We start from the raw sequence: 21,994 nt of genomic DNA, 5'->3' as shown, positions 1-21,994 counted from the left end.
CCGTCTGTTCCCGGTCTCCCTCTCGCGCCGTTTCGATCATCATTACGATGCACGGGTGTCTGACTCCTCACGTGATTCCGCCGAGGGCGCCGGCTGGCGCGCGCCCGAACCCGGCGACTACCGGCGGCTGCTCCCGGCCCAGGGCAGGAAGCTGTCGTGGCTCGACCCCAGGACGCTGTGGCTCGCCCGCAACGGCATGCTGGCGTCCTGGTTCGGGGACCCCACGGGCCGTACCCGCAGCCGCTGGGTGGCCCAGCAGGCGGCGGCCGGGGCGCCCGCGGACAAGGTGATCCGGCGCCCCGGCCCGGACCGCTTCGCGTTCCTGGTGGCCGGGGACACGGGCGAGGGCGGCGAACCGCAGTACGCGGTGGTGCCGGGCCTGCTGCGGGTGGGCCAGGGCACCCAGTTCATGATCATCGCGAGCGATGTCATCTACCCGGTGGGCGCCACGGACGACTACGGCGACAAGTTCTTCCGCCCGTACCAGGACTATCCGGCGCCCATATACGCCGTCCCCGGGAACCACGACTGGTACGAGAACCTGGACGGCTTCATGCGCGTCTTCTGCGACGACGCGCCGCCGCTGCCGCCCGCGCCCCGGTCGCGCCCGCTGACCCGGGCCTGGCTGCGCGACCGGCTGTGGCACCGGCCGGGCCCGGCCGACGAGGCGGCATTCGCCCAGGCCCGCAAGCTGCGCTCAGCGTCCGCCCAGATGTCCGTCCAGCCGGGCCCGTACTGGGCGATCGACGCCGGGCCGATCCGGATCGTGGGCATCGACACCGGGCTGCTCGGCACCGTCGACGCCGAACAGGGCGCCTGGCTGCGCGAGGTGTCCCGCGACCCGCGCCCCAAGATCCTGATCACCGGGCGTCCGCTGTACGTCAACGGCGAGCAGCGCCCGTGCCCCATCGAGGGCGGCGGCACGGTCGACGAGATCGTCCGCGACCCCGCGCACCGCTACGTCGCGGCGATCGGCGGCGACATCCACAACTACCAGCGCTATCCCCTACGGGTGGACGGGGACCGCACCGTCCAGTACATCGTCGCGGGGGGCGGCGGCGCGTTCACGCACGCCACCCACACCATCCCCCCGGTCCATGGGGACGGCCTGACGGAGGACGACTTCCGCTGCTATCCCCTGCGCGGCGACTCCCTGGCCTTCTACAGCCGGATCTACGCCCGCCGCACCCGGCTGCGGCGCTTCTTCACCCTCACCGAGGCGGAGGCCGCGGCCGTCGTCGCCGAACGCCTCGGAGACCGGCCCGCCCGCACGCCCGGCACACCGGCGCTCGTCACCCGGCGCACCCGCCTGGTCGCCGCCCTCCTCGGTACCGGCCGCCGCCCGGGCCGTGCCGCCCGCTTCCACCTGCCCCTCCGCAAGCTGTACACCGGCCTGCTCTCCCCCAGCTGCGCCACCCACACCCCGCCGTTCTTCAAGTCGTTCCTGCGCATCGACGTCACCCCCGACGCCCTGCGCCTGCGCTGCCACGCCGCGACGGGCAACCTCGCCCAGGAACTCGACCCACCGGTGGAGGACGAGGTGACCATCCCGCTGGCCTGATTTCCCCTGTCCCCACGCGCCGTCGGCGGGGATCATCCCCGGATGGACGAGATCATCCTCATGTCCGACCCCAGGGTGGCGGCGATCCCCGTACGGGACGACGGGCAGCCCCTGGTGGACGTCGAGCAGGACGGCACCCTGCTGGTCGACGCCCGCAGGCGCGACCCCGCGGGCGCCTTCGCCCTCCTGCGCCGGGGTGTGCTGGAGCGGCTGCACGCGGCGCAGGGGCTGCTGCCGCCGGGATTCCGGCTGCTGTTCGTGGAGGGCTACCGTCCGCTCGCGCTCCAGCGCGCGTACTTCGAGGAGTACGCGGCCGGGCTGCGAGCCGCCCACCCCGACTGGCCGCGGGAACGAGTCCACTCGGCGGCGAGCCGTTACGTGTCGCCGCCCGGTATCGCCCCGCACAGCGCCGGAGCCGCCGTCGATCTCACCCTCGCGGACGCCGACGGCACCGAACTCGACCTGGGCACCCCGGTCAACGCGAGCCCGGAGGCCAGCGGCGGTGCCTGCTACACGCGGGCCGCCGGCATCGGCGGCCGGGCCAGGGCGCACCGCGAGGTGCTCGGCGCCGCCCTGACCGCGGCCGGGCTGGTCAACTACCCCACCGAGTGGTGGCACTGGTCGTTCGGGGACCGCTACTGGGCGTTGGCGACGGGCGCCGACACCGCGCCGTACGGCCCCCACCCGGGGCTTTGAGGGCCGACGCCCTCATCACACCCTCACCATCGCCCCGGCGCGCTCCCCACGATCGCCTCGGACGGCCTGCCGTCCACCCCCACCGGCACGTCCCCCGCCAGCATCACCCGGTGCATGACGCGAGGGAAGTCGAGGTGGGCGTTGTCGCTGGGGGCGAGGTGGATGGTGGCGCGGTTGTCCCAGAAGGCGACGCTGCCGGGCTGCCAGCGGAAGCGGACGGTGTACTCGGGGCGGGTGGCCTGTTCGAGGAGCAGGTCGAGGAGGTGGGCGCTCTCCGCGCGGGAGAGGTCGGTGATCTGCTCGACGTAGTAGCCGTTGACGTTGAGGACGCGCTCCCCTGTTTCCGGGTGGACGCGCACGAGGGGGTGCCGGGTGGCGATCTGGTGGTCCAGGAGGTGGCGGACGTACGCGTCGTCGCCGGGGCGCGGCTGGTAGCCGACGCCGAGCCGGTGCTCGGCGCGCAGTCGGGAGACGAACTCCCGCAGCGGGGCGGAGTCCGGCGTACGCCGCCGCCAGGTTGGACCAGGTGGTGTCGCCGCCGTACGGCGGTACGGTGTCGGCGCGCAGGATCGTCGCGGCGGGCGGGTCGATCCGGGCGCCGTGGTCGCAGTGCCAGCCACGCAGCAGGGTGTGCCTGCGGCGCCGCAGCCACTCGTCGTGGTCCATCCCGAACCGCCCGCCCAGCTCCAGCCGGTCGGCGGTGGTCTCCACCTCGGGGACGTCCGGCGGCGAGGCCGAGCCGCGCCGCCGGAGCACCACCGGTTCGCCGAAGCGGCGGGCGAACGCCACATGGGCGGCGTGGTCCAGCTTCTGGTCGCGGAAGAACACCACCTTCCAGCGCAGTACCGCCGCCCTGATCGCCGCCACCTGGGCGTCGTCCGGTTCACCGGCCAGGTCGACGCCCGTGATCTCGGCTCCGATGTGGCCGGCGACGGGGCTCACCTCGATCCCCGCGGCCCTGTCCGTGGTCATACACGCGCTCCCGTCGGTCGTCCGTAGCGGCTCCAGGAGAGATCGTGTCAGGGCCTGCCCGGCCTGGCGACAGGGCCTCACGCGCCGGAGGCGGCCCTCAGACCGTGAACTCCCGTATCACCGTGTTCCGGAACACCGCCCGTCCGTCGATGGTGAACAGCGCGAGCCGCGTGTCGATGAGGTACGGGAACACCTCGGAGGTGTGCACGTACCGGCCGTCGTCCACGAACATCTCCACCGACGTCCGGTCGACCAGGATCCGCAGCCGCACCCGCCGCGCCGACGGGTCGAACGGGCTCTTGCTCTCCTGCCAGCGCCCCGAGGCGTCGGGGTTCACGGTGGGCCGGCGGTTGAGGAAGGCGTAGTCGCGGTAGACGCCGGCGTCGATGTGCCGGACCCCGTCGTTGGAGCGGCGCAGCTGGAGGCCGGCGCCGGTCAGCTGGTCCCAGGTGATCTCGCAGCTCACCTCGTAGGCGGTGCCGCGGTAGTCGAGGACGCGGGTGCCCTCGACCTCGAGGTCGCCGAGGTTCACCGTGCGGGAGACGTACCGGTCGAGGGCGGCGACCGGGCGGGAGGCGAGGTAGTGAGTGCCGTCGGCGGCCCGCTTGAGGGTGATCTCGCGGACGATGGAGTCGGTGCCGTTGAAGCCGTCGGTGTCGATGGTGGGCGTGGTGTTGGCGTAGTCCCAGTTGTTCAGCCAGCCGATGGCGTAGCGGGCCCGCTCGTCGAGGGCGCCGGTGGTGCTCCGCTTCTCGAAGGTGACGGCGCCGTACCAGTCCCAGCCGTGGTCGAGCCACTGCGGTTCGGCGGCGTCGGGGGTGAAGTCGCTGCCGTCGAAGGCGCCGGTCCAGTAGGCGTAGGTGTTGGGCAGCCCGGAGCCCTTGCCGTTGGCGCTGACCGCGAGCACCCACTTCGCGGTGCCGTCCTCGGCGGTGATGCGGAACAGGTCGGGGCATTCGAGGACGCCGATGCCGTCCTTGACGAAGGCCCCGGCGTACTTCCACGCCTTGAGGTCGGGCGAGTGGTAGATGCCGACCTTGTTGTTCTCGGCGAGTGCCATGACCCACCGGTCGCGTTCCTCGTCGCGGATCACCTTGGGGTCGCGGAAGTCGCGGACGCCGGGGTTGGGCAGGACCGGGTCGGTGCCGTGGTGGCGGAAGGTGCGGCCGCCGTCGGTGGAGTAGTACAGGTACTGGGCCTGGGTGTGGGCTCCCTCCACCGGCTCCATGGTCGCCAGCACGACGACCGCTCCCGCGCCGAAGCCCGCCGTGTTCCGCGTGTCCACGACCGCCGAGCCCGACCAGACGTCACCGTTGGGCGTGGTGTCCTTGGGCACGGCGATGCCCCGGTCGGTGAAGCGCACGAGGTCGGTGCTGGTGACCCGGCGCCAGGCGGTGCCGGAGGTGGTGCCGCCGGTGAAGTAGTCCGGGTTGTACAGGTAGTAGTAGTGGTACTCCCCGTCGATCCAGACGGGGCGCTGCGGGTCGTTCTTCCACTGGTCGGGGACGGTGAAGTGGTACGCCGCCCGGTAGCGGGCGCAGTCCGCGGCGGCGGGGCGGGGCTTCGCCGCGGCGGGTGCCGCGGCCGGCAGCAGCGCCGCGCCGGCGCCCGCGGCCGATCCGGCGAACAGCGCTCTTCTGGACAGTCCACGCATCACACATCGTTCCTCTCGTCGAGTCGAGCCCGGCAGAAGGCGGCTCGGAACGGCGGCTCATGTGGACCAGGACTGTAGACCTAACTCGTTAAAGGTCAAGAGACCTAACTCGTTAAAGGTCAGTGGTTCCCGACTCTTGACAGGGGTGTGACGCGGTTCTCATCATCGTCGGCATCAGCTCTCGACTAACACGAGTTAGGCCCGCCCGATGACCGACTCGCACTCCCGCCGCAGCCTGCTGCGGTACGGCGCCTACGGAGCGGCGGCCGCCGCGCTGGCCGGCACCGCCGCCTCCTGGGACCGGCTCACCGGAGCCGACATACCCGGCCGCGACGACGGCTCCCTCGTCGTCGCGACCCTCGGCCCCGCCTACGGCCCGGCCGCCGTGCGCACCCTCACCGAGGGCTTCGCCGAGCAGCACCCCGACATCAAGCTCCGGATCAACGCGGTGCAGGCCGTGGACTGGTCGGACTTCTTCGCGAAGATCCTCACCCAGATCGCCGCGGGCACGGCTCCCGACCTGGTCTACGTCGCGACGGAGGGCGTGCAGCTGTTCGCGCGGCGGCTCGGGGTGCCGCTGGACCGCTGGGTCCGGCGGGACGCCGCCGAACTGCGCGAGTACTTCGCCGACGTCCACCCCTCGCTGGTGGAGTCGATGATGTACGAGGGCAGCCTCTACCAGCTGCCCGTGGAGTACAACGCCGCCGACATCTACCTCAACCGGCAGGTGCTGGACCGGGCCGGCGCGGACCATCCGCCCGCCGACTGGACCCGCGACGACTTCACCGCGCTGCTGCGCCGTATGAAGAAGTCGAGCGACTCGCACTTCACCCCGTACTTCTGGACCAACCGGCTGTGGGGCGGCGTCGTGCCCTGGCTCTTCGCCAACGGCACCAATCTGCTTGCCGAGTCCAAGGCGCCCGGCGGCGACTGGCTGTGGGACACCTTCTACCCGGCGGACCAGCGGCAGGGCCGCGGCGGCGGCTACCGCTGGACGACGCCGCAGGCGACCGGCGCCCGCTTCGAGGAGACGTACGAGTATCTGGCCTCCCTCATCGAGGAGGGCCTGTGCACCCGCCCCGAGGGCGGCAACGGACAGAACCTCGTCGGCGTGTTCTCCACGGGCCGGGTCGGTGTCACGCCCGCGGGCGGCTTCTGGGCGGGCGGACTGCACCAGGCGGGCATGCGGGCCGACGCGTACGACGTGCAGTACTTCCCGCGCTGGCGCACCCAGCGCCATCAGTTCGGCGCGGCGGGCTACGCGCTGCTGCGCACGTCGAAGCGGCAGGACGAGGCGTGGGAGTTCATCAAGTACGCCGCCCGCAAGGACACCCTGACCCGGCTGTTCACCACCAACCAGACGACCCCGGCGCGCCGCTCGATGCTGACCGCGCGCCGCTACCGGGAGACCGGCCCCGACCACTGGCCGGTCTTCTACGACACTCTCGACCGGTTCCCGGACACGGGTCCCATCCCGGCACCGCCGCAGGTGGCGGAGGTCGAGCAGGTGCTGCTGAAGCACACCGGTACCGCCCTGGCCTCCCCGCGTTCGGTGCGCCCGGCGCTGCGCCGGCTCCAGGGCGACCTGGAGAAGGCCATGGAGCGTGACGTATGACGAACACCCAGACCCCGCCGGTGCGGACGCGTCCCGTGCCCCGGACGCGCCCGGTCGCGGCCCGGCCCCCGGCCCGGGAGCGCGGCACGCGGCTGCTGGCCACCCTGTTCCTGGCGCCGACGATCGTCGGCATCGTCGTCTTCACGGTCGTCCCGATCGTCGGCTCGGTGGTGCTGAGCCTCTTCCACTGGAACGTGATCGACGACCCGCGGTTCGCGGGGGCCGCCAACTACGGGGAGGTGTTCCGCGACTCGACCGTGCTGGTCTCCTTCGGCAACACGCTCCTGTTCATGGTGCTGGCGGTCACGCTGCAGCTGCTGATCGCGCTGGTGCTGGCGATCACGGTGAACGGGCGGATGCCGGTGTGGCTGCGGTCGGTGTTCCGGTCGGCGTTCTTCTTCCCGCTGGTGCTGTCCGCCGCGTCCATCTCGGTGGTGATGAAGTACCTGTTCAACCAGGACTTCGGGGTGGTGAACTGGCTGCTCGGACTGGTCGGGATCGCGCCCGTGCCCTGGCTGACCTCGGAGAACGGGGCGATGGCCGCGGTGATCCTGGTCTACGTGTGGCAGCAGTTCGGGTTCTCCTTCCTGTTGTTCGTGGGCGGTCTGAACAACATCCCCAAGGAGGTCCACGAGGCCGCCGCCCTGGACGGCGCGACGGGACTGCGCAAGCACCTGCACATCACGCTGCCGCTGCTGTCGCCGACGCTGCTGGTGGCGTCCGTGGTCGGCATCATCAACGCCCTCCAGGTCTTCGAGCAGCCGTACGTGCTGACCAACGGCGGGCCCGGTGACTCCACCCGCACCGTCGTGATGGTCATCTACGAGACCGCCTTCGAGCAGCTGCGGTTCGGTACCGCGTCCGCGGTGGGCGTGCTGCTGTTCGTGCTGATCATGGCGGTGACCGCCCTCCAGTTCCGGCTCAGCCGGCGTTTCGTCCACTACCAGTGAGCCGGGTGAGTCCCATGAGCCACACAACCCTGACCGCCGGCCGGGTGCGGCACTCCCTCGCGCCCTGGGCGCGGATCGCCGGTCTCGCCGTCTGCGCGCTGCTGACCCTCGGTCCGGTGATCTGGACCGTCTCCACCTCGCTGCGCGTCCCCGCCGAGTCCTTCGACCTGCCGCCGCGGATCGTCCCGACCGAGCCGACCGCCGAGGCGTATCGCGGGGTGTTCGAGCAGATCGACGTCTGGCTGCTCGCCCTGAACTCGACGCTGGTGACGGCGCTGATCGCGGTGGGCCAGATGATCACGGCGGGGCTCGCCGGTTATGCCTTCGCCCGCCTGGAGTTCCGGTTCAAGAAGCCGCTGTTCGCGCTCGTGCTGGCGACGATGATGGTGCCGTTGCAGGTCACCATCGTGCCGGTGTTCCTGGTGCTGAAGTCGATGGGGCTGACCGACACCCTGCTCGGCCTGATCGTCCCGGCGTTCCCGACCGCGTTCGGCACCTTCCTGATGCGCCAGTACTTCCTGGGCATGCCGAAGGACCTGGGCGAGGCGGCCATGCTCGACGGGGCGGGCCCGTGGCGGGTGTTCCGGTCGGTGTACGCGCCGCTGGCGGCGCCCGGTCTCGCGATCGTCGGCGTACTCGCCTTCAACTACCACTGGAACGAGTTCTTCCGCCCGCTGATCCTGGAGACCTCCGGCCAGAACTACACGCTGCCGCTGGGGCTGGTCTCCCTCCAGGGCAACCTCGGCACCGGCTCCGTCTCGGTGGTGCTCGCCGGTGTCGTGCTGTCCATGCTTCCCGCCGTCGCCGTGTTCGTCGTCGGCCAGCGCCCTCTCCGCGAGGGCATCACCTCCGCAGGAGTCAACCGTTGAGCCTCGATCCCAACGCCCCGCGCTTCCGGGTCCGTCCGCCCGCGAACTGGGTCAACGACCCGAACGGCCCGTTCCGTTGGCGTGACCGCTACCACCTCTTCTACCAGTACAACCCGGCCGCGCCGGTGCACGCCGACATCCACTGGGGGCACGCCTCCAGCCGGGACCTGGCCCGCTGGGAGCACCACCCGATCGCGCTCACCCCGACGCCCGGCGGCCCCGACGAGGCGGGCTGCTGGTCCGGCTGCGTGGTCGACGACGACGGGGTGCCGACGGCCGTGTACACGGGCATCGACCGCGACCACACCGGGCTCGGCGCGATCTGCCTGGCCCGCGCGGCGGACCCCGACGACCCGGCGCTGACCGAGTGGAAGCCGCTGCCCACCCCCGTGGTGTCCGGGCCGCCCTCCGGTCTTGACGTGGTGATGTTCCGCGACCCGTTCGTCTTCCGGCACGCCGGCCGCCGCTGGGCGCTGGTCGGCGCGGGCCACGCCGACGGCACCCCGTCGGTCCTGCTGTACGACTGCGACGACCTCGCCGGCTGGCGGTTCGCCGGGGTGCTCCTGGACGGCAACGACCCGGTGGCCATGGACGCGTTCGGCGACAAGGCGGTCGGCTGGGAGTGCCCGCAGCTGCTGGTGACGCCCGGCGGGGACTGGGTGCTGGTGGTGTCGCTGTGGGACGGCGATCCGTGGACGACCGGCTACCTGACGGGCGCCCTGGAACCCGCCGCCGACGGGAGCCCGGCCTTCCGGCCCCGCGTCGGCGGCCGCCTCGACCACGGCCGCGACTTCTACGCCCCCGCCGTCCTCCAGGAACCGGACCGGGCACTGATGTGGGGCTGGTCGTGGGAGTCCCGGGCAGAACAGTCCGGCTGGGCCGGGGTCCTCACCGCGCCGCGGGTCGTCGACGTCCACGCCGACGGCACCCTGCGGGTCGCACCGGCACCGGAACTGGACCTGCTGCGCGCGCCCGAGCCGTTCGTCACCGGTCCCGGCGAGGGCACACGGCTGCCGGACGCGTACGACCTGACGGTCACCGCGCGCACGGTCACCACGGTCCGCCTGGGCGAGGGCCTGACACTCCGCGTCGACCCCGCCGAGGGCAGCCTCACCGTACGCCGCACCGGACACCCCGAGCCGGTGACCGTACCGCTGCCGCACGACGGGGAGCCGACCGTCCGCGTCCTCGTCGACGGTTCCCTGTACGAGGTGTTCGCGGGCGACCGGGGCATGGTGACCGAGCGGGTCTACCGCGGTCCCGGTGACGTGCCGGAACTGGCCGTCACGGGTGAGGGGTCCGCCGTCCGCGGCTGGGAACTGGTCCCGTCGGCGCTCGGCTGACCAACGGGCGGGCTGAGCGGGCGGGTGAGAAACCCTGCCCGCCGTTCCTCGGCTCGCCCGATGCCCTACTCCGAGTGCTCGTCCAGCACGCGGCGGATGTCCGCTGACACTTCGGTACGGCCCATCGCCTCCAAGACGTCGGCCCACGTCTCGGTGGCTCCGACGAGATCGCCGCCGAATGCTCCGGGATCATCGGTGGCGAGTCTTCCGAGGATGAGCAACGCCTCCCCCACCGCGTCCAGTGCCCGCGGCAGACCGGTGTCCGCTTCGAGTCGCACCCACGCCAACGACCACAGGGATCTGGCGAGGGATGCCTCATGGGCCGCCGGATCGGCATCGGCCAACCGGCGCCAGATGCCCAGAGCCTCCTCGGTGGTGTCAAGGGCCTCCTCCCGCCGCCCCGCTTCGCACAGATCGGTGCCGAGGCCGGACAGCGCCAGCGCGAGGCCCGGCTCGTGGGCCGCCGGGTCGGAACCGGCCAGCCGCCTCCGGATCTCCACGGCTTCTCCCGCGACAGCAAGCGCCTCATCCACGCGCCCCGCCGCCCCCAAGTCGACGCCCAGGCTGGACAAGGAGAGAGCGAGGTCCGGCTCGTAAGTCACCGGATCGCGCCCTGACAGCCGGCGATAGATCGCGACGGCCTCCTCGGCGGCGGAAAGTGCCTCCTCCTGCCGTCCCATGTCCCGCAGACAGAAGGCGAGCCGGGACAGCGAGAGAGCGAGGCCGGGCTCGAACCTGGCCGGCTCGGAGTCGGCCAGCCGGCGCCGCAGCTCCACCGCCTCCGTGATGCAGACCATGGACTCCTCCTGCCGTCCCATCTCCCAGAGCTCTACGCCGAGTTCGGAGAGGGAGGTGGCGAGGTCGGGCTCGAATCTGGCCGGATGGGCGTCGGCCAGCTGACGCCGCAACTGCATCGTCACCGCGGTGACGATCACGGACTCCTCCCGCCGACCGACTTCCCGCAGGTCGATGCCGAGGTTGGCCAGGGCGTCGGCGAGTTCGGGCTCGTACCTGGCCGGATCGGCGTCGGCCAGCCGATGCCACAGCCCGACCGCTTCCCTTGTGCTGGTCAGCGCCTCCTCCCACAGGCCCGCCTCCGAGAGCCGGGTGCCCAGATTGCCCAGCGCGGACGCGAGATCCTGCTCGTAGGCAGCCGGATTGTCCCCGGCCAGCCGACGGTAGACCTCGACGGCCTCCTCGGCGGCGGCAAGCGCCTCCTCCCGCCGTCCCACGTCCGACAACGGGTCGCCGAGATTGGTCAGTGAACGAGCGAGGCCCGGCTCATGGGCCGCCGGGTTGGTCCTGGCCAACAGCCGGTAGAGCCCGACGGCCTCTTCGGCGGCGATCACGGCCGCATCCCGCTGCCCGGCTTCCGACAGCCGGACGCCGAGGTTGGTCAGCGCGTCGCCGAGCCCGGGTTCGTGGGCGGCCGGGCGGGACCCGGCCAAGGGGCGCCAGATCTCGACGGCCTCCTCGGCGGCGGAGAGAGCTTCCTCGCGCCGCCCCACCTTCGACAGGAAGACGCCATGGTTGGACAGCAGGCGAGCGAGGTCCGGTCGGTACTTGGCCGGATCGTCGCGAGCCAGTCGGCGGTAGACCTCGACGGCTCCCTCGCTGGCGATCACAGCGTTGTCCCACCGCCCCACCTCCGCCAGGGAGACACCGAGGTTGGACAGCGACAGGGCGACGTCCCACTCGTAGGCCGCCGGGTCGGCCTTGGCCAGCCGGTACCGGATGTCCGCGGCCTCCTCGGCGGCGGCAAGCGCCTCCTCCCGCCGTCCCACCTCTGACAGGTAGTGCCCGAGATGGGACAGCGAGAACGCGAGGTCCGCTTCGTACGACGGGTTCGTGCGCGTCAGCTCACGCCATGCCGACAACGCCTCCCGGCCCGCGGTGAGGGCTTCGTCTCGCAGGCCGGCGTAGGACAGGCGTTCCGCGAGGCGGTCCCGCAGACGAGCGTGCCAGACGGGGTCCTGAGTGGCGGCGAGGCGTTGGTGGGCCAGGCGCCGGACGACGGCCGCGACGCCCAGGTCGAGCTCGCTGTGCGGGCCCGAGGGAAGGTGGGGTTCGATCGCCTCCAGGACGGTGATCACCCCGTCGAGGCCGGCCAGGGCCGCGAGGGCCGTGCCACCGGCCTCCAGGGCGAGCCGGGGGTTCCGTTCCAGCAGGGGATAGAGCTGGCCGCTGGCGATGTGCGGCCAGCGGCCGGCGGTCTCGATGAGGACGGTCAGCACGTTGCGGACCCAGGGGGCGGAGTCGGAGTCGGCGAGCAGGCGTTGGGCAGCCTGGTGAGCCCAGTCGTCGGTGACCGTGCCGGGCGGGGGGTCGTTGCTGCCGTCGGGGTCGGGGATGGTCAGGCCGAGGAAATCCTCGCCGAGGCGGTCGGGGTAGAGCGGTTCCAGCACCGTGTCGCGACGGGTCGGCGGGTAGCAGTACTGGTGGTCGTCCAGGAGGGAGTTCGCGGCCTCGGTGGAGTCGGCCAGACCGATGCGGCGCAGCGCCGTCCAGCCGTGGGGGCGGGCGATGGCGCCGGTGAGGGTGGCGGTGAGCACGGTCCGGCCCATCGTGGTGGGCGTGGCGCCCAGGGGGTCGACTGCTCGCTCGTGCAGGGCCGCCCAGTGGGCGCGTTCGCGTTTCAGGAGGTAGGCCGAGGCGCGCGCGGGATTCGTAGGGGTGCGGTCGTCATGGAGGCGCGCGTCGACGGCCGCCAGGGCGGCGATGTGGATGGTCAGGATCTGGGCGTAGTCCTCGTCGGTGTCCAGCGCGGAAGGTGCGGTGATCCGACGCGCTTGCTCGACGGGCAGGCTCAGGTGGTGGGCGAAGCGATCGCGGGCCTGCCCGAACAGGTCGTGACGGGCCTGCGGGGTGTCGGCCAAGGGCCGCAAGGGGTGGGCGTGGGCCGGGGCGTCGAGGGTCTCGTCGACCCAGGTGGCCAGGCCGTCCCACCAGGCTCCGGCCGGCCGGGCCAGGAGCAGGACGCGCACCGGTGCGGAGCCGCGGGACAGGAGCGGTTCACGCAGCAGGGTGCGCAGGTCGGGGATGGGCCAGCGTTCGGCGTAGTCCACGACCAGCAGCACCCCCGCGTCGGTTCCGGGGGCCGGTGAGGTCTGCGGGGGATCGGTGTCGGCTCCGTTGACCGATGCCTGCCACACCGTCCACCGGGCCTGGCGGCTCAACTCCGCGAAGTGCGCCGCCAGACGGGTCTTGCCCTGCCCGCCGGGGCCGTGGACGAGCCGCACGGCCAGCGTCTCCTCCAGGTCGTCACGCCATTGGGACAACTCCTGGAGGTCGTCGTGGCGGCCGGTGAACGGCACCACCTGGTGCACGGCTCGCAGCAGCCGGGAGGGCTGCTCGGCCGGCACGCGAGACCGCACCGGCCGGGGGCCTGCGGGGAAGGACTCGATCCGGTACGCCGGCTTCCACTGGTAGACGAACTGGACCTGCTGCGTGCTGTAAGCCCCGGTCTGAATCGCGGTCGGTCCGTGGAAGGTGCCGTCGCGCACTCCCTCGCTGTCGCCCGTGCCAGGAGCGGGCCTCGTCATGACCCGGTGCCGAAGCGTACATCCTGCCGGTTGTGGTGTCCGGTCTGTACGACGGTGGGCCCGTGGAAGGTGCCGGTCACCGTCCCTCCGCTCTCCTCGGCAGCGGCAGGCCCGACCAGGTCCCGCAGCTCCGCGGCGGCCCGTGCCCGCTCCTGCTCCCGCAGGCTTTCCAGCATCATGGCGAATCGGGCCTGCCAGGCCTGCTCCTGATGGGCCCTCAGCCGTTCCGCGTCGGCGCCGCCCTCGGCTGCGGTCAGTTCATCCGCAGTGGCCTCCAGTCGCTCCAGCTCGTCGCGCTCTCGCGCCGCGTCCCCCCGTCCGAACCAGCCGGCCACCCGATCGCGCAGCGTCGCCCACGCATCGGTACCGGCCGCCTGCACCACCGCGGTACCACCCGCCGCCGCCAGGGCCGTCAATCCCTCCGCCAGCATGCCGCCCCCCTCACGCCATTGTCGGCTCGTGCCGACCGGACTGCGACCGTAGCGCTCTACCGGCAGGTAGGCAGCGGTTCCGGCGATGCACGGTCAGCGTCGCCCGGCACTTCGGCAGCGGGCCGGGACCACCTGCGTGGCAGGACGGTCAGAGCGCGGGGGCCCGGCCCACCGACGCCCGGCTCACCACCGGGCAGGCCAGGCGGCGGACCGTGGCGGGTGGGGTGCGGCCGGTGGTGATGGCGTCCAGGAGGAGGCGGGTGGCGGTCTCGCCCATCTCGCGGTGCGGCAGGGCGACCGTGGTGAGCGCCGGGGTGAGGAAGGCGGCCATGTGCTCCTGGTCGTCGTAGCCGACCACGGAGAGATCGCCGGGGACGGCGATGCCGAGCCGGGTCGCGGCGTGCAGGACGCCCGCCGCGACCCGGTCGTTGTAGGCGAAGATCCCGGTGGGGCGGCGTGCCGGGTCGGCTCCGTCGAGCAGCCGCACGGCGCCTTCGTGGCCGCCGGCGATCTCGCCGCCGGTGCGTACCACCCACTCCTTGGGGACGGTGATCCCCTCGGCGCGCAGCGCGTCGCGGAAGCCGCGCAGCCGCTCCACCGACGCGATGTCGTCCATGCCCCCGACGTGGGCGATCCTGCGGTGCCCCTGGTCGAGCAGCAGCCGGGCCGCCGTACGGCCGCCGGCCCGCTCGGCGGGGACGACGGCGGGCAGCGAGTCGTCCTCGGGCAGGCAGTTGGCGAGCACGGAGTGGGTGCGGTGCAGTCCCTCGGGGACACGGACGCGGCGCAGGGACATGGCGGCGTAGATGATGCCGTCCACCCGCCGGTCGAGGAGTTCGGCGACGGCGGCGTCCTCCTTGGCCGGGTCGCCGCCGGAGTCGATGGTGAGCACCAGGTGTTCGCTGTCCCAGGCGGTCTCCATCGCGCCGCGCAGCAGCCGGCCCGCGAACGGCGATGACGCGATCTCGTCGGTGACCAGCCCGATCACGGCCGTACGGCGGCGGCGCAGGCCGCGGGCGACGGGGTCGGGGCGGTAGCCGAGCTGGGCGGCGGCCTGCCGGATGCGTTCCTGGGTGGCGGGAGAGAGGTTGCCCGCGGCGCGGCCGTTGAAGACGAAGGAGACGGCGGTGTGCGACACGCCTGCGAGCCGGGCGACGTCCCGTGACGTGGGACGTCCGGGTCCCGTCGTGTGCTTGTCCTCGGCGCTCGTCATGCCGTCCGCTGTCCTCTGCTTCCCCCACCCGTACGGTTGATCACTGCTCAGCCTAACGGCGACCGCGCGGTGCGCGTCCGGCCGTGCGGGCACTCGGCGGACGGGTTCAGGCGCAGGTGGAAGGAGTGCCCGGTGGCGGAGCGGGAGGACCGGCTGCGGGTGTACCGCCACGACCGCCAAGGGCGGCCCGTCGAATTCGGGAAGTCGATCGAGCGCGGGCACGCCTCGTTCCGGCTGAAGGGGTCGAAGCTGCACGGCGAGTACGCGCTGACCCGGTTCCGCGGCGGTGACGAGCACGCGTGGCTGCTCGTGAAGGCGGGCCGGTCACACGGGCGCGGCACACCGGATCCGCGGCGGGCACGGTCGGTGCGCAGCGGCCGTACGCTCGCGCAGGTGGCGCGCGAGGAGTCCTGACGGGTTCGGTCGGCGCAGGGGCAGGTGGACGGGGTGTGGCGGGTGGGGGCGGCGGGCGTCCTCGTCTCGGTGAACGCTTCGCCACGCGGCAGCACGCCCCTCAGTGTCGCGCCGCCCCTCCCGTCGTCGGCACGGAGTTCAGGCGCGGTGGGCGCGGAGGGCGGCGAGGGCGCGGTCGGCGTGGGTGTTCATCCGCAGTTCGCTGCGGACGACCTCCAGGACCGTGCGGTCCTGCCCGATCACGAACGTGACGCGCTTGGTCGGGGCGAGGCTGAATCCGCGCTTCACGCCGAAGCGTTCGCGGACCGCGCCGTCGGCGTCGGACAGCAGCGGGATGCCGAGGGTGTGCTTGCCCGAGAACTCCTGCTGGCGCTCCACGGGATCGCCGCTGACGCCGACCGGGCGGGCGCCGACGGCGGCGAACTCGGCGGCCAGGTCACGGAAGTGGCAGGCCTCGGCCGTGCAGCCGGGGGTGAGGGCGGCGGGGTAGAAGAACAGCACCACCGGCCCCTCGGCGAGGAGTTCGGTGAGGCTGCGGGTGACGCCGTTCTCGTCTGGCAGGGAGAAGTCCTCGACCTGGTCGCCGACGTCGACACGGGCGCTCACGACACCCCCTGCGCGTTCTTCGCGACGCTGCGGGCCCACAGGACGAGGGGCAGTTGCAGCGGCAGCCGTCCGTAGGCGGCGGCCTTCTGCGGGGCGGGGCGGTGCCGCCAGTCGACGGCCATCTTGACGTTCGCGGGGAACACGCCGACGAAGAAGGCGGCCGTGGCGAGCGCGGCGGTCCTGCGGGTCCTGGGCAGCGCGAGGCCGGCGGCGAGCGCGAGTTCGACGGCTCCGCTGACGTGCGTCCACGTCCTCGGCTCACCGGGCAGGGCGCGCGGGACGATCGCGTCGAACTGGCGTGGTGCGGCGAAGTGGGCGGCGCCCGCGGTGGCCAGGAGGCCGGCGAGCAGCAGGGGCGAGCGTGCGGACCGTGACACGGTTCCTCCTCGGTGGGGGCTGCCGCCGGATGCTACCCGACGGTAACGCGTCGGGCGGCGCCGCCCCGACGGCTCTCAGTCCCCGCGCTGGTGAGTGCCGGGCGTGCAGCCGAAGGAGCGACGGAAGACGTCGATGAAGGCGCTCGCCGAGGACCAGCCGCAGCGGTGGGCGACGGTGGTGACGGGCAGACCGTCGGCGAGCATCCGCAGAGCGTGGTAGAGCCGGGACTGGGTGCGCCACTGGGGAAAGGTCATGCCGAACTCGCCGCGGAACAGCCGGCTGAGGGTGCGTTCGCCGGTACCGGTCGCGGCGCCGAGGTCGGCGAGGGTGCGGGGCTCGGCGGGGTCGGCGTGCACCAGGGCGCAGACGGCGGCCAGGCGCGGGTCGGCGGGGGTGGGCAGGACCAGGGGCTGTTGCGGCGAGGCGCGCAGCTGGTCGCGCAGGACGGCGAGCAGCCGGCGGCGCTCGGGCCCGGTGTCCTCGGGGTCGCGCGTGTAGGCGCGGATCAGCTCGCGCAGCAGCGGGCCGACGGTGAGGACCGTGGGCGCGTCCAGGCCGAGGGGGTTGTCGTCGGCGGGCAGTCCGACCAGGTGCAGCTCCAGGTGGCCGTGGGCGCGATGGGCGTGGACGGTGCCCGCCGGGACCCAGATGGCGCGGGTGCCGGGGGCGAACCAGATCCCGGCGTCGGTGGTGACGGCGAGGACGCCGGAGCCCGCGTAGACGATCTGGTGCTCGTCGTGCCGGTGCGCGTCGATGCGGTCGCCCGCGGCCAGGCGCTGGGCGCGGGTCGGGGCCTTCGGCGTGTGGCGGACAGCGGGGGTCTGGCGGACGTCGGGGGTCTGGCGGACGTCGGGGGTCTGGCGGGTGGTCCGGCGGACCGCATGGCGGGTATCCGGCATGATCGGGCAGTTTATCGAAAGCGCGACAGGGTGCGGGGGCATGACGATCGCACGGTGACCGAACAACAGACCGAGCGGCGGTCCTCGCCGCGTGCGCGTTCCCGCCCGATCATGCTGATGTCCCTGGGCCACGCCTGCGTGGACGTGTACCAGGGCGCCGTCGCGGCGCTGGTGCCGTACTTCGTCGCCGAGCGCGCCTACACCTATGCCGCCGCCTCGGGCGTCGTCCTGGCCGCCTCGCTGCTGTCGTCCGTGGTGCAGCCGCTGTTCGGGGCGCTCACCGACCGGTGGGCGATGCCGTGGCTGCTCCCGCTCGCCGTGCTCGCGGGCGGCGCCGGGGTCGCCCTCAGCGGCCTCGGCGACTCCTACGCCCTCACCCTGGCGGCGGTCGCGCTCTCCGGTGTGGGCGTCGCCGCCTACCACCCGGAGGCGGCGCGCGTGGCGCGGCTCGCGGCGCGGGGCAGCCACACGGCGATGGGCTGGTTCTCCCTGGGCGGCAACGGCGGCTTCGCGCTCGCGCCGCCGCTGGTGGGGGTGGTCGTCGCCACGGGCGGCCTGGGGGCCACTCCCCTGCTGGCGGTTCCGGCACTGCTGGGGGCGCTGTTCTGTGCGGCGGCGGTCCGTGCCGTGCGGGCCCGGCCGCAGGGGGCGGGTGACGGGCGGGTGGGCGGCGGTCGCGACGACTGGCCGTCGTTCCTGCGGCTGTCCGGCGCGGTGGTGTGCCGCTCGATCGTGTTCGTGGGGCTGAGCACCTTCGTCGCGCTGTACGTCCGCCAGCGCACCGGCGGCGGCGAAGCCGCCGGCACGGCCGCCCTGTTCGTGCTGTACGCCGGGGGCGCGGTGGGCACGATGGTGGGGGCGCGGCTCGCCGAGCGGTACGGGCGGCTGGCGGTGGTCCGGCGCTCGTACGCGCTGACCGTGCTCGCCGTGGCGGGGGTGGTGCTGGCGCCCGGCCCGGCGGTGTACGGGTTTGTCGCACTGGCCTCGGCCGGACTGTACGTGCCGTTCGCCCTGCACATCACGCTCGGCCAGGACTACCTGCCGGGCCGGATGGGCACCGCGAGCGGCGTCACCCTGGGCCTGACGGTGAGCATCGGCGGCCTCACCGCACCGGCCCTGGGCACCCTGGCCGACGCGACGTCCCTGCGGACCGCACTGCTCCCGCTCGTACTGCTGCCCGCCGTGGGCGGACTGCTGCTACGGGGGTTGCGGGAGCCCTGAGGGGGCGGCTCGGGGGCCCATGCTGCGGGCCCGCTCAGCGGCGGGTGGCCTGCGCGGCACGGCTTGCGCGGCGGGCGGGTCAGGCGCTGCGCGCCTTACACACGGGCCCGCCGCGAGGAGACGGCGGGCACCTGCGGCTCAGGCCACTCAACAGCGGGGGCCGCGCGGCAAGACTCGCACGACGGCCAGGACAAGCACCGCCCCCGCACTCGGGCCCAGCCCGAGGAAACGGCGGGCACCCGCGGCTCAGGCCTCCCGCCAGCGGACGACCGCGCGGCAAGACTCGCACGACGGCCAGGACAAGCACTGCCCCCCGCATGCGGGTCCACCGCAAGGAGACGCCGGGCACCTGCGGCACAGGCCTCCCGCCAGCGGACGACCGCGCGGCAAGACTCGCACGACGGCCAGGACAAGCACTGCCCCGCACTCGGGCCCAGCCCGAGGAAACGGCGGGCACCCGCGGCTCAGGCCACTCAACAACAGGGGGCCGCGCGGCCAGACTCGCGCGGCCGGCAGGACAAGCACCGCCCCGCGCTCGGCCCGCCGAGTGGAAACGGCGGGCACCCGCGGCTCAGCCCTCCCGCCACGGGAAGCCACCCGGCAAGCCCTGCCCGACCGGCAGACCAGACGATCACCCGCAGCTCAGCCCCCACCACGACAAGACGCCCGCGCGGCAGCGCCGAACGGGTGACGAGACAAGTGGTCACCCGCGACTCAGCCCTCTCAGCAGCGAGCAGCCACCCGGCAACTGCTGCGCGACGGGCGGGTTAAGCGATCGCCTGCGGCTCGGGCCCGCCACGACAAGACGCCCGCCCAGCAGCCCCCAGCGCGTGACGAGTCAGGCGGCGGCGCACCGCGCCACGAACCCGCCGCGACAAGACCGCCGCTCAGCCGAGGCGCCAGCCCAAGCAGTGCCACACCCCGGCCCCGCCCCCAGCAATCCGCCCCCCGGCTGCACACCCCCAGTACAACGCCCCCAGCGCAACACCCCCGGCAACACCCCTCACGCCGAAGCCCTCGGCTCCCCCTCCTCCTCCGCCGCGTGCGCGAGGAAGTCGTCGACCATGCGGTGGAAGAGCGTGGCGAGTTGGCGCAGTTCCTCCGGGGACCAGTCGGCGAGGGCGGCCTGCATGCCGCGTGCCCCGGCCTGGCGGACCCGGTCGATGGCCTGGCGGCCGGCGTCGGTGAGGCGGATGCGTTGGGCGCGCCGGTCGTCGGGGTCGGGGACGCGGGTGACGTATCCGGCCTTCTCCAGTTGCTGCGCGGTGCGGGTGACGTGGGAGGCCTCCACGCCGAGCCGCTGGGCCAGTTCCCCCGGGCGCTGCGGCTCGCTGTCCGCGATCTGGCGCAGCAGCGCCACGGCGGCACGGTCCAGCGGCACGTCGGCGACGGCCATCAGCCGGTCGTGCTGCCGGGCACGGGTGCCGAGGTAGGTGATGCGGCTCAACGCCCGCTCGATCTCGGCCACTTCGGGGGACGCGGGGACGTCGGGGAACGGCGGTGTGGGCATGCATCCGACTTTACCATCTCATTGCCTAACTCAAGTAAGCGGCCTCGCAGTCCTCGCGTGGTCAGACGCGCCCCGAACTGCGCTCCCCGCGCAGCAGCCAGGCCACACCACCGTCGCGGCCGCGACCGCCGTGGCGCTCGCCGCCTGCGGCACCGTGGTCCTGTCCGGTACCGCCGTGGCGGCGAAGAGCGGCGAGCCGGCCGTGACGACCGCGCCGCTCGTGCGCGGCCTCTACCAGTCGGCGTACTCGGAGCGCAACGACGCGCTCTGGGTCACCGTCGCCGTGGGCCGTCCGCCGGTCACCTCCAGCAGCCTGTTGAAGGTCGACCCGGACACCCTCGCCGTCGAGCAGACCATCACCCCGCCGGTCACCGACGGGACCACCGGTGCCAAGGAGGCGGTCTACGGCGTCGCGGTGGACGACGAGCACAACACCGTGTGGGTGACCAACCACCCGCGACAACATCGTCGCCGTCTACAGCCGGAAGGACGGCGCGCACCTGGCGACGCTGCCGGACGTGGCCCACGCCCGGGAGATCGTCGTCGACGAGAAGCACGACACCGTGTGGGCGTCCGCCTTCGAGTCCGCGCGACCCTGGTCGCCTACGACTCGAAGACCTTCGAGGAGAAGCGCCGCGTCACCGTCGAGGGCAGCAGCCCGACCGGCCTCGCGGTCGACGAGCGCACCGGCACGGTCTACGCCGCCGACCTCAACGGCGACCGGCTGATCGAACTGGGCCGCAAGTCCGACACCCCGCGGTTCATCACCGTGGGCGACGGCCCGATCTCGGTGTCGCTGTCGAAGAACGGCAAGGTCGCCTACACCGCCGAGCAGACGTCCGGCACCGTGTCGGTCGTCGACCTCAGGACGGGACAGGTGACCAGGACCGTCACCACCGGCGCGGGCGCGCTGTCGGTCGGGACCGACGCCCGTTCCGGCGACATCGTGGTCGTCAACCGGACCGCCGCCGACGTGACGGTCGTCGACCCGCGGACGGGCACCGTCGAGGCGACCGTCGCGACCGGCGCCAACCCGAACCACGTGGAGATCGCCGACGGCACCGCGTACGTGGTCGACAAGTCCGGCGCGGGCGCGGGCGGTGAGGACCTGCTGACCGGTATCCGCCTGGCCGGCTGAGCCACCGGACACCGGCGCCCCCGTCACGTCCGGGGGGCGCCGGTGTCCAGGGCGTCTCACGCCTCGTCGTCGACCGTGATCACCTCACTCGGGCACATGGCGGCGGCATCGCGGACCGCGGCGTGCAGCCCGTCCGGTGGTGTGGCGTCCAGGAGGACGACGGTGGCGTCGTCCTCTCGCTGGTCGAAGACTTCGGGTGCCAGCAGCACGCACTGTCCGGACCCGCAGCAGCGGCTGTCGTCGACGGTCACCTTCATGCTCGTCCTTCCGGGACGGATGGTCGGTCACCCCCCGCGGGTCAGCGCCCGTGGGTCACCGGCGCCAGCCACATACCGACGATAGCGTCGATCAGTCCGGTCGCCGCGTCATGCCAGTCGGCGCGCGGCGTGGGGGTGTGCTCGGCGAGGGCCCGCTCCCGTTCGGCGCAGGTGTGCGCGATCAGCTGGCGGGCCATGGCGGCGCGTTCGGCGCCCACCTCGGCGGGCAGGTCGGGCAGGCAGCGGCGCAGTCCCTCGACGACCTGCCGCAGCGCCGGTGAGGACAGCGACTCCTCGACCATGATCCGGTGCAGGGCGGGGTCGGTCATCACCTGGGCGCCGAACCGCGCGTACCAGGTGGGGCTGCCGAGTCTCGCCAGATGCTCCGTGACCGGCCGTACCAGGCAGGCCACCCAGTCGCGTACGTCGGCCGAGTCGCCGGTGTCGGCGAGCATCCGGGCGCGGATCTCCTCCATCCGGGTGGTGTGCTTGCGGGCGATGGCGCGGACCAGGTCGGCCTTGGTGCCGAAGTGGTAGCCGACGGCGGCGTTGTTGCCCTGGCCGGCGGCTTCGCTGACCTGGCGGTTGGAGACGGCGTACACGCCGCGTTCGGCGAACAGCCGTTCCGCCGCGGTCAGGATCTGTTCCCGGGTCTCGCTCACCTGCTGGGCCCGCACCGACGCCCTGCCCGCCATGGTCACCACCGCACCGGGACTTCGCTCAGC

At 73.0% G+C, this 21,994-nt stretch carries 17 protein-coding genes and 3 pseudogenes; 9 read left to right on the top strand and 11 right to left on the bottom strand.

The annotated features are described in order from the left end of the window. The first annotated feature begins 55 nt into the window (after positions 1-55). Positions 56-1,561: a metallophosphoesterase family protein gene (locus AMK31_RS30045; RefSeq protein ID WP_073943835.1), complete on the top strand. Its 1,506-nt coding sequence runs from the start codon at positions 56-58 to the stop codon at positions 1,559-1,561. A 42-nt stretch (positions 1,562-1,603) separates the two neighbouring features. Next, positions 1,604-2,257, top strand: coding sequence for a M15 family metallopeptidase (locus AMK31_RS30040; protein ID WP_073943834.1), 654 nt, complete (start codon positions 1,604-1,606; stop codon positions 2,255-2,257). A gap of 23 nt (positions 2,258-2,280) precedes the next feature. On the opposite strand, the pseudogene AMK31_RS30035 reads toward AMK31_RS30040, so the two are convergent. Together AMK31_RS30035 and AMK31_RS30030 are read right to left on the bottom strand one after the other, a co-directional pair. Then, positions 2,281-3,229: pseudogene (locus tag AMK31_RS30035) on the bottom strand (TauD/TfdA dioxygenase family protein). Positions 3,230-3,326: 97 nt separating this feature from the next. Beyond that, positions 3,327-4,883 carry a glycoside hydrolase family 32 protein gene (locus tag AMK31_RS30030; RefSeq protein WP_073943833.1) on the bottom strand — a complete coding sequence of 519 codons (1,557 nt, stop codon included), beginning with the start codon at positions 4,881-4,883 and terminating at the stop codon, positions 3,327-3,329. A 208-nt stretch (positions 4,884-5,091) separates the two neighbouring features. On the opposite strand from AMK31_RS30030, the gene AMK31_RS30025 reads away from it, so the two are divergent. Genes AMK31_RS30025 through AMK31_RS30010 form a run of 4 tightly spaced genes read left to right on the top strand, consistent with a single transcriptional unit; the run spans position 5,092 to position 9,660 of the window. Continuing rightward, positions 5,092-6,498: an extracellular solute-binding protein gene (locus AMK31_RS30025; RefSeq protein WP_073943832.1), complete on the top strand. Its 1,407-nt coding sequence runs from the start codon at positions 5,092-5,094 to the stop codon at positions 6,496-6,498. Then, a complete protein-coding gene (locus tag AMK31_RS30020) occupies positions 6,495-7,448 on the top strand; it encodes a carbohydrate ABC transporter permease (protein WP_073943831.1) in 954 nt (317 codons plus the stop codon). Before AMK31_RS30025 ends, AMK31_RS30020 begins: the two co-directional genes overlap by 4 nt. A gap of 14 nt (positions 7,449-7,462) precedes the next feature. Then, on the top strand, positions 7,463-8,317 hold the full coding sequence (locus AMK31_RS30015; protein WP_073943830.1) for a carbohydrate ABC transporter permease: 855 nt from the start codon (positions 7,463-7,465) through the stop codon (positions 8,315-8,317). Then, positions 8,314-9,660, top strand: a complete 1,347-nt coding sequence (locus AMK31_RS30010) for a glycoside hydrolase family 32 protein (protein ID WP_073943829.1) — start codon at positions 8,314-8,316, stop codon at positions 9,658-9,660. Before AMK31_RS30015 ends, AMK31_RS30010 begins: the two co-directional genes overlap by 4 nt. Positions 9,661-9,725: 65 nt before the next feature. Here AMK31_RS30010 and AMK31_RS30005 read toward each other — a convergent pair whose 3' ends face one another. From AMK31_RS30005 to AMK31_RS29995, 3 genes are all read right to left on the bottom strand, one after another. Continuing rightward, positions 9,726-13,202, bottom strand: a complete 3,477-nt coding sequence (locus tag AMK31_RS30005) for a tetratricopeptide repeat protein (RefSeq protein ID WP_143204269.1) — start codon at positions 13,200-13,202, stop codon at positions 9,726-9,728. After that, positions 13,199-13,633 (bottom strand): hypothetical protein, encoded by a 435-nt coding sequence (locus AMK31_RS30000; protein WP_073943827.1) that lies wholly within the window; start codon positions 13,631-13,633, stop codon positions 13,199-13,201. Before AMK31_RS30000 ends, AMK31_RS30005 begins: the two co-directional genes overlap by 4 nt. Before the next feature lie 148 nt (positions 13,634-13,781). After that, the gene (locus AMK31_RS29995) at positions 13,782-14,846 is read right to left on the bottom strand and encodes a LacI family DNA-binding transcriptional regulator (protein WP_073943826.1); all 1,065 of its coding nucleotides are present in this window, start codon (positions 14,844-14,846) and stop codon (positions 13,782-13,784) included. 168 nt (positions 14,847-15,014) lie between these two features. On the opposite strand from AMK31_RS29995, the pseudogene AMK31_RS29990 reads away from it, so the two are divergent. Continuing rightward, positions 15,015-15,260: pseudogene (locus AMK31_RS29990) on the top strand (DNA polymerase ligase N-terminal domain-containing protein); the annotation flags it as partial. Between the two features lie 138 nt (positions 15,261-15,398). On the opposite strand, the gene AMK31_RS29985 reads toward AMK31_RS29990, so the two are convergent. The 3 genes from AMK31_RS29985 to AMK31_RS29975 form a co-directional block, all read right to left on the bottom strand. Continuing rightward, positions 15,399-15,866 (bottom strand): peroxiredoxin, encoded by a 468-nt coding sequence (locus tag AMK31_RS29985; RefSeq protein ID WP_073943825.1) that lies wholly within the window; start codon positions 15,864-15,866, stop codon positions 15,399-15,401. After that, positions 15,863-16,243: a DoxX family protein gene (locus tag AMK31_RS29980; protein WP_073943824.1), complete on the bottom strand. Its 381-nt coding sequence runs from the start codon at positions 16,241-16,243 to the stop codon at positions 15,863-15,865. The genes AMK31_RS29985 and AMK31_RS29980 overlap by 4 nt, the downstream gene beginning before the upstream one ends. A 75-nt stretch (positions 16,244-16,318) precedes the next feature. Then, entirely contained in the window at positions 16,319-17,143 is an 825-nt protein-coding gene (locus tag AMK31_RS29975) for an AraC family transcriptional regulator (RefSeq protein WP_079186985.1), read from the bottom strand. 117 nt (positions 17,144-17,260) lie between these two features. Here AMK31_RS29975 and AMK31_RS29970 point away from each other — a divergent pair, with 117 nt between their 5' ends. Further along, positions 17,261-18,364: an MFS transporter gene (locus tag AMK31_RS29970; protein WP_073943956.1), complete on the top strand. Its 1,104-nt coding sequence runs from the start codon at positions 17,261-17,263 to the stop codon at positions 18,362-18,364. Positions 18,365-19,367: 1,003 nt separating this feature from the next. Here the strand turns inward: AMK31_RS29970 and AMK31_RS29965 are convergent. Then, complete coding sequence (locus AMK31_RS29965) at positions 19,368-19,874, bottom strand: MarR family winged helix-turn-helix transcriptional regulator (RefSeq protein WP_073943823.1); 507 nt, start codon at positions 19,872-19,874, stop codon at positions 19,368-19,370. Between the two features lie 130 nt (positions 19,875-20,004). Here AMK31_RS29965 and AMK31_RS29960 point away from each other — a divergent pair. Beyond that, a pseudogene (locus tag AMK31_RS29960) lies at positions 20,005-21,012 on the top strand (Vgb family protein). 56 nt (positions 21,013-21,068) lie between these two features. On the opposite strand, the gene AMK31_RS29955 reads toward AMK31_RS29960, so the two are convergent. Next, positions 21,069-21,269: a ferredoxin gene (locus AMK31_RS29955; RefSeq protein WP_073943822.1), complete on the bottom strand. Its 201-nt coding sequence runs from the start codon at positions 21,267-21,269 to the stop codon at positions 21,069-21,071. Between the two features lie 41 nt (positions 21,270-21,310). After that, positions 21,311-21,964 carry a TetR/AcrR family transcriptional regulator gene (locus AMK31_RS29950; protein ID WP_073943955.1) on the bottom strand — a complete coding sequence of 218 codons (654 nt, stop codon included), beginning with the start codon at positions 21,962-21,964 and terminating at the stop codon, positions 21,311-21,313. Positions 21,965-21,994 lie beyond the last annotated feature (30 nt).

Source organism: Streptomyces sp. TSRI0107 (genome assembly GCF_001905845.1).
Lineage (GTDB): Bacteria > Actinomycetota > Actinomycetes > Streptomycetales > Streptomycetaceae > Streptomyces.
Note: the sequence above shows the minus strand (reverse complement) of the source record. Positions and strands in the feature narration are given on the sequence as shown.

Excerpts from the sequence above, each read along its gene's own strand:
- AMK31_RS29955 (WP_073943822.1), bottom strand. The coding sequence starts at position 21,269 with ATGAAGGTGACCGTCGACGACAGCCGCTGCTGCGGGTCCGGACAGTGC.
- AMK31_RS29975 (WP_079186985.1), bottom strand. The coding sequence starts at position 17,143 with ATGCCGGATACCCGCCATGCGGTCCGCCGGACCACCCGCCAGACCCCC.
- AMK31_RS30005 (WP_143204269.1), bottom strand. The coding sequence starts at position 13,202 with ATGACGAGGCCCGCTCCTGGCACGGGCGACAGCGAGGGAGTGCGCGAC.
- AMK31_RS30015 (WP_073943830.1), top strand. The coding sequence starts at position 7,463 with ATGAGCCACACAACCCTGACCGCCGGCCGGGTGCGGCACTCCCTCGCG.
- AMK31_RS29965 (WP_073943823.1), bottom strand. The coding sequence starts at position 19,874 with ATGCCCACACCGCCGTTCCCCGACGTCCCCGCGTCCCCCGAAGTGGCC.
- AMK31_RS30040 (WP_073943834.1), top strand. The coding sequence starts at position 1,604 with ATGGACGAGATCATCCTCATGTCCGACCCCAGGGTGGCGGCGATCCCC.
- AMK31_RS29970 (WP_073943956.1), top strand. The coding sequence starts at position 17,261 with ATGTCCCTGGGCCACGCCTGCGTGGACGTGTACCAGGGCGCCGTCGCG.
- AMK31_RS29995 (WP_073943826.1), bottom strand. The coding sequence starts at position 14,846 with ATGACGAGCGCCGAGGACAAGCACACGACGGGACCCGGACGTCCCACG.
- AMK31_RS30020 (WP_073943831.1), top strand. The coding sequence starts at position 6,495 with ATGACGAACACCCAGACCCCGCCGGTGCGGACGCGTCCCGTGCCCCGG.
- AMK31_RS29950 (WP_073943955.1), bottom strand. The coding sequence starts at position 21,964 with ATGGCGGGCAGGGCGTCGGTGCGGGCCCAGCAGGTGAGCGAGACCCGG.
- AMK31_RS30025 (WP_073943832.1), top strand. The coding sequence starts at position 5,092 with ATGACCGACTCGCACTCCCGCCGCAGCCTGCTGCGGTACGGCGCCTAC.
- AMK31_RS30030 (WP_073943833.1), bottom strand. The coding sequence starts at position 4,883 with ATGCGTGGACTGTCCAGAAGAGCGCTGTTCGCCGGATCGGCCGCGGGC.
- AMK31_RS30000 (WP_073943827.1), bottom strand. The coding sequence starts at position 13,633 with ATGCTGGCGGAGGGATTGACGGCCCTGGCGGCGGCGGGTGGTACCGCG.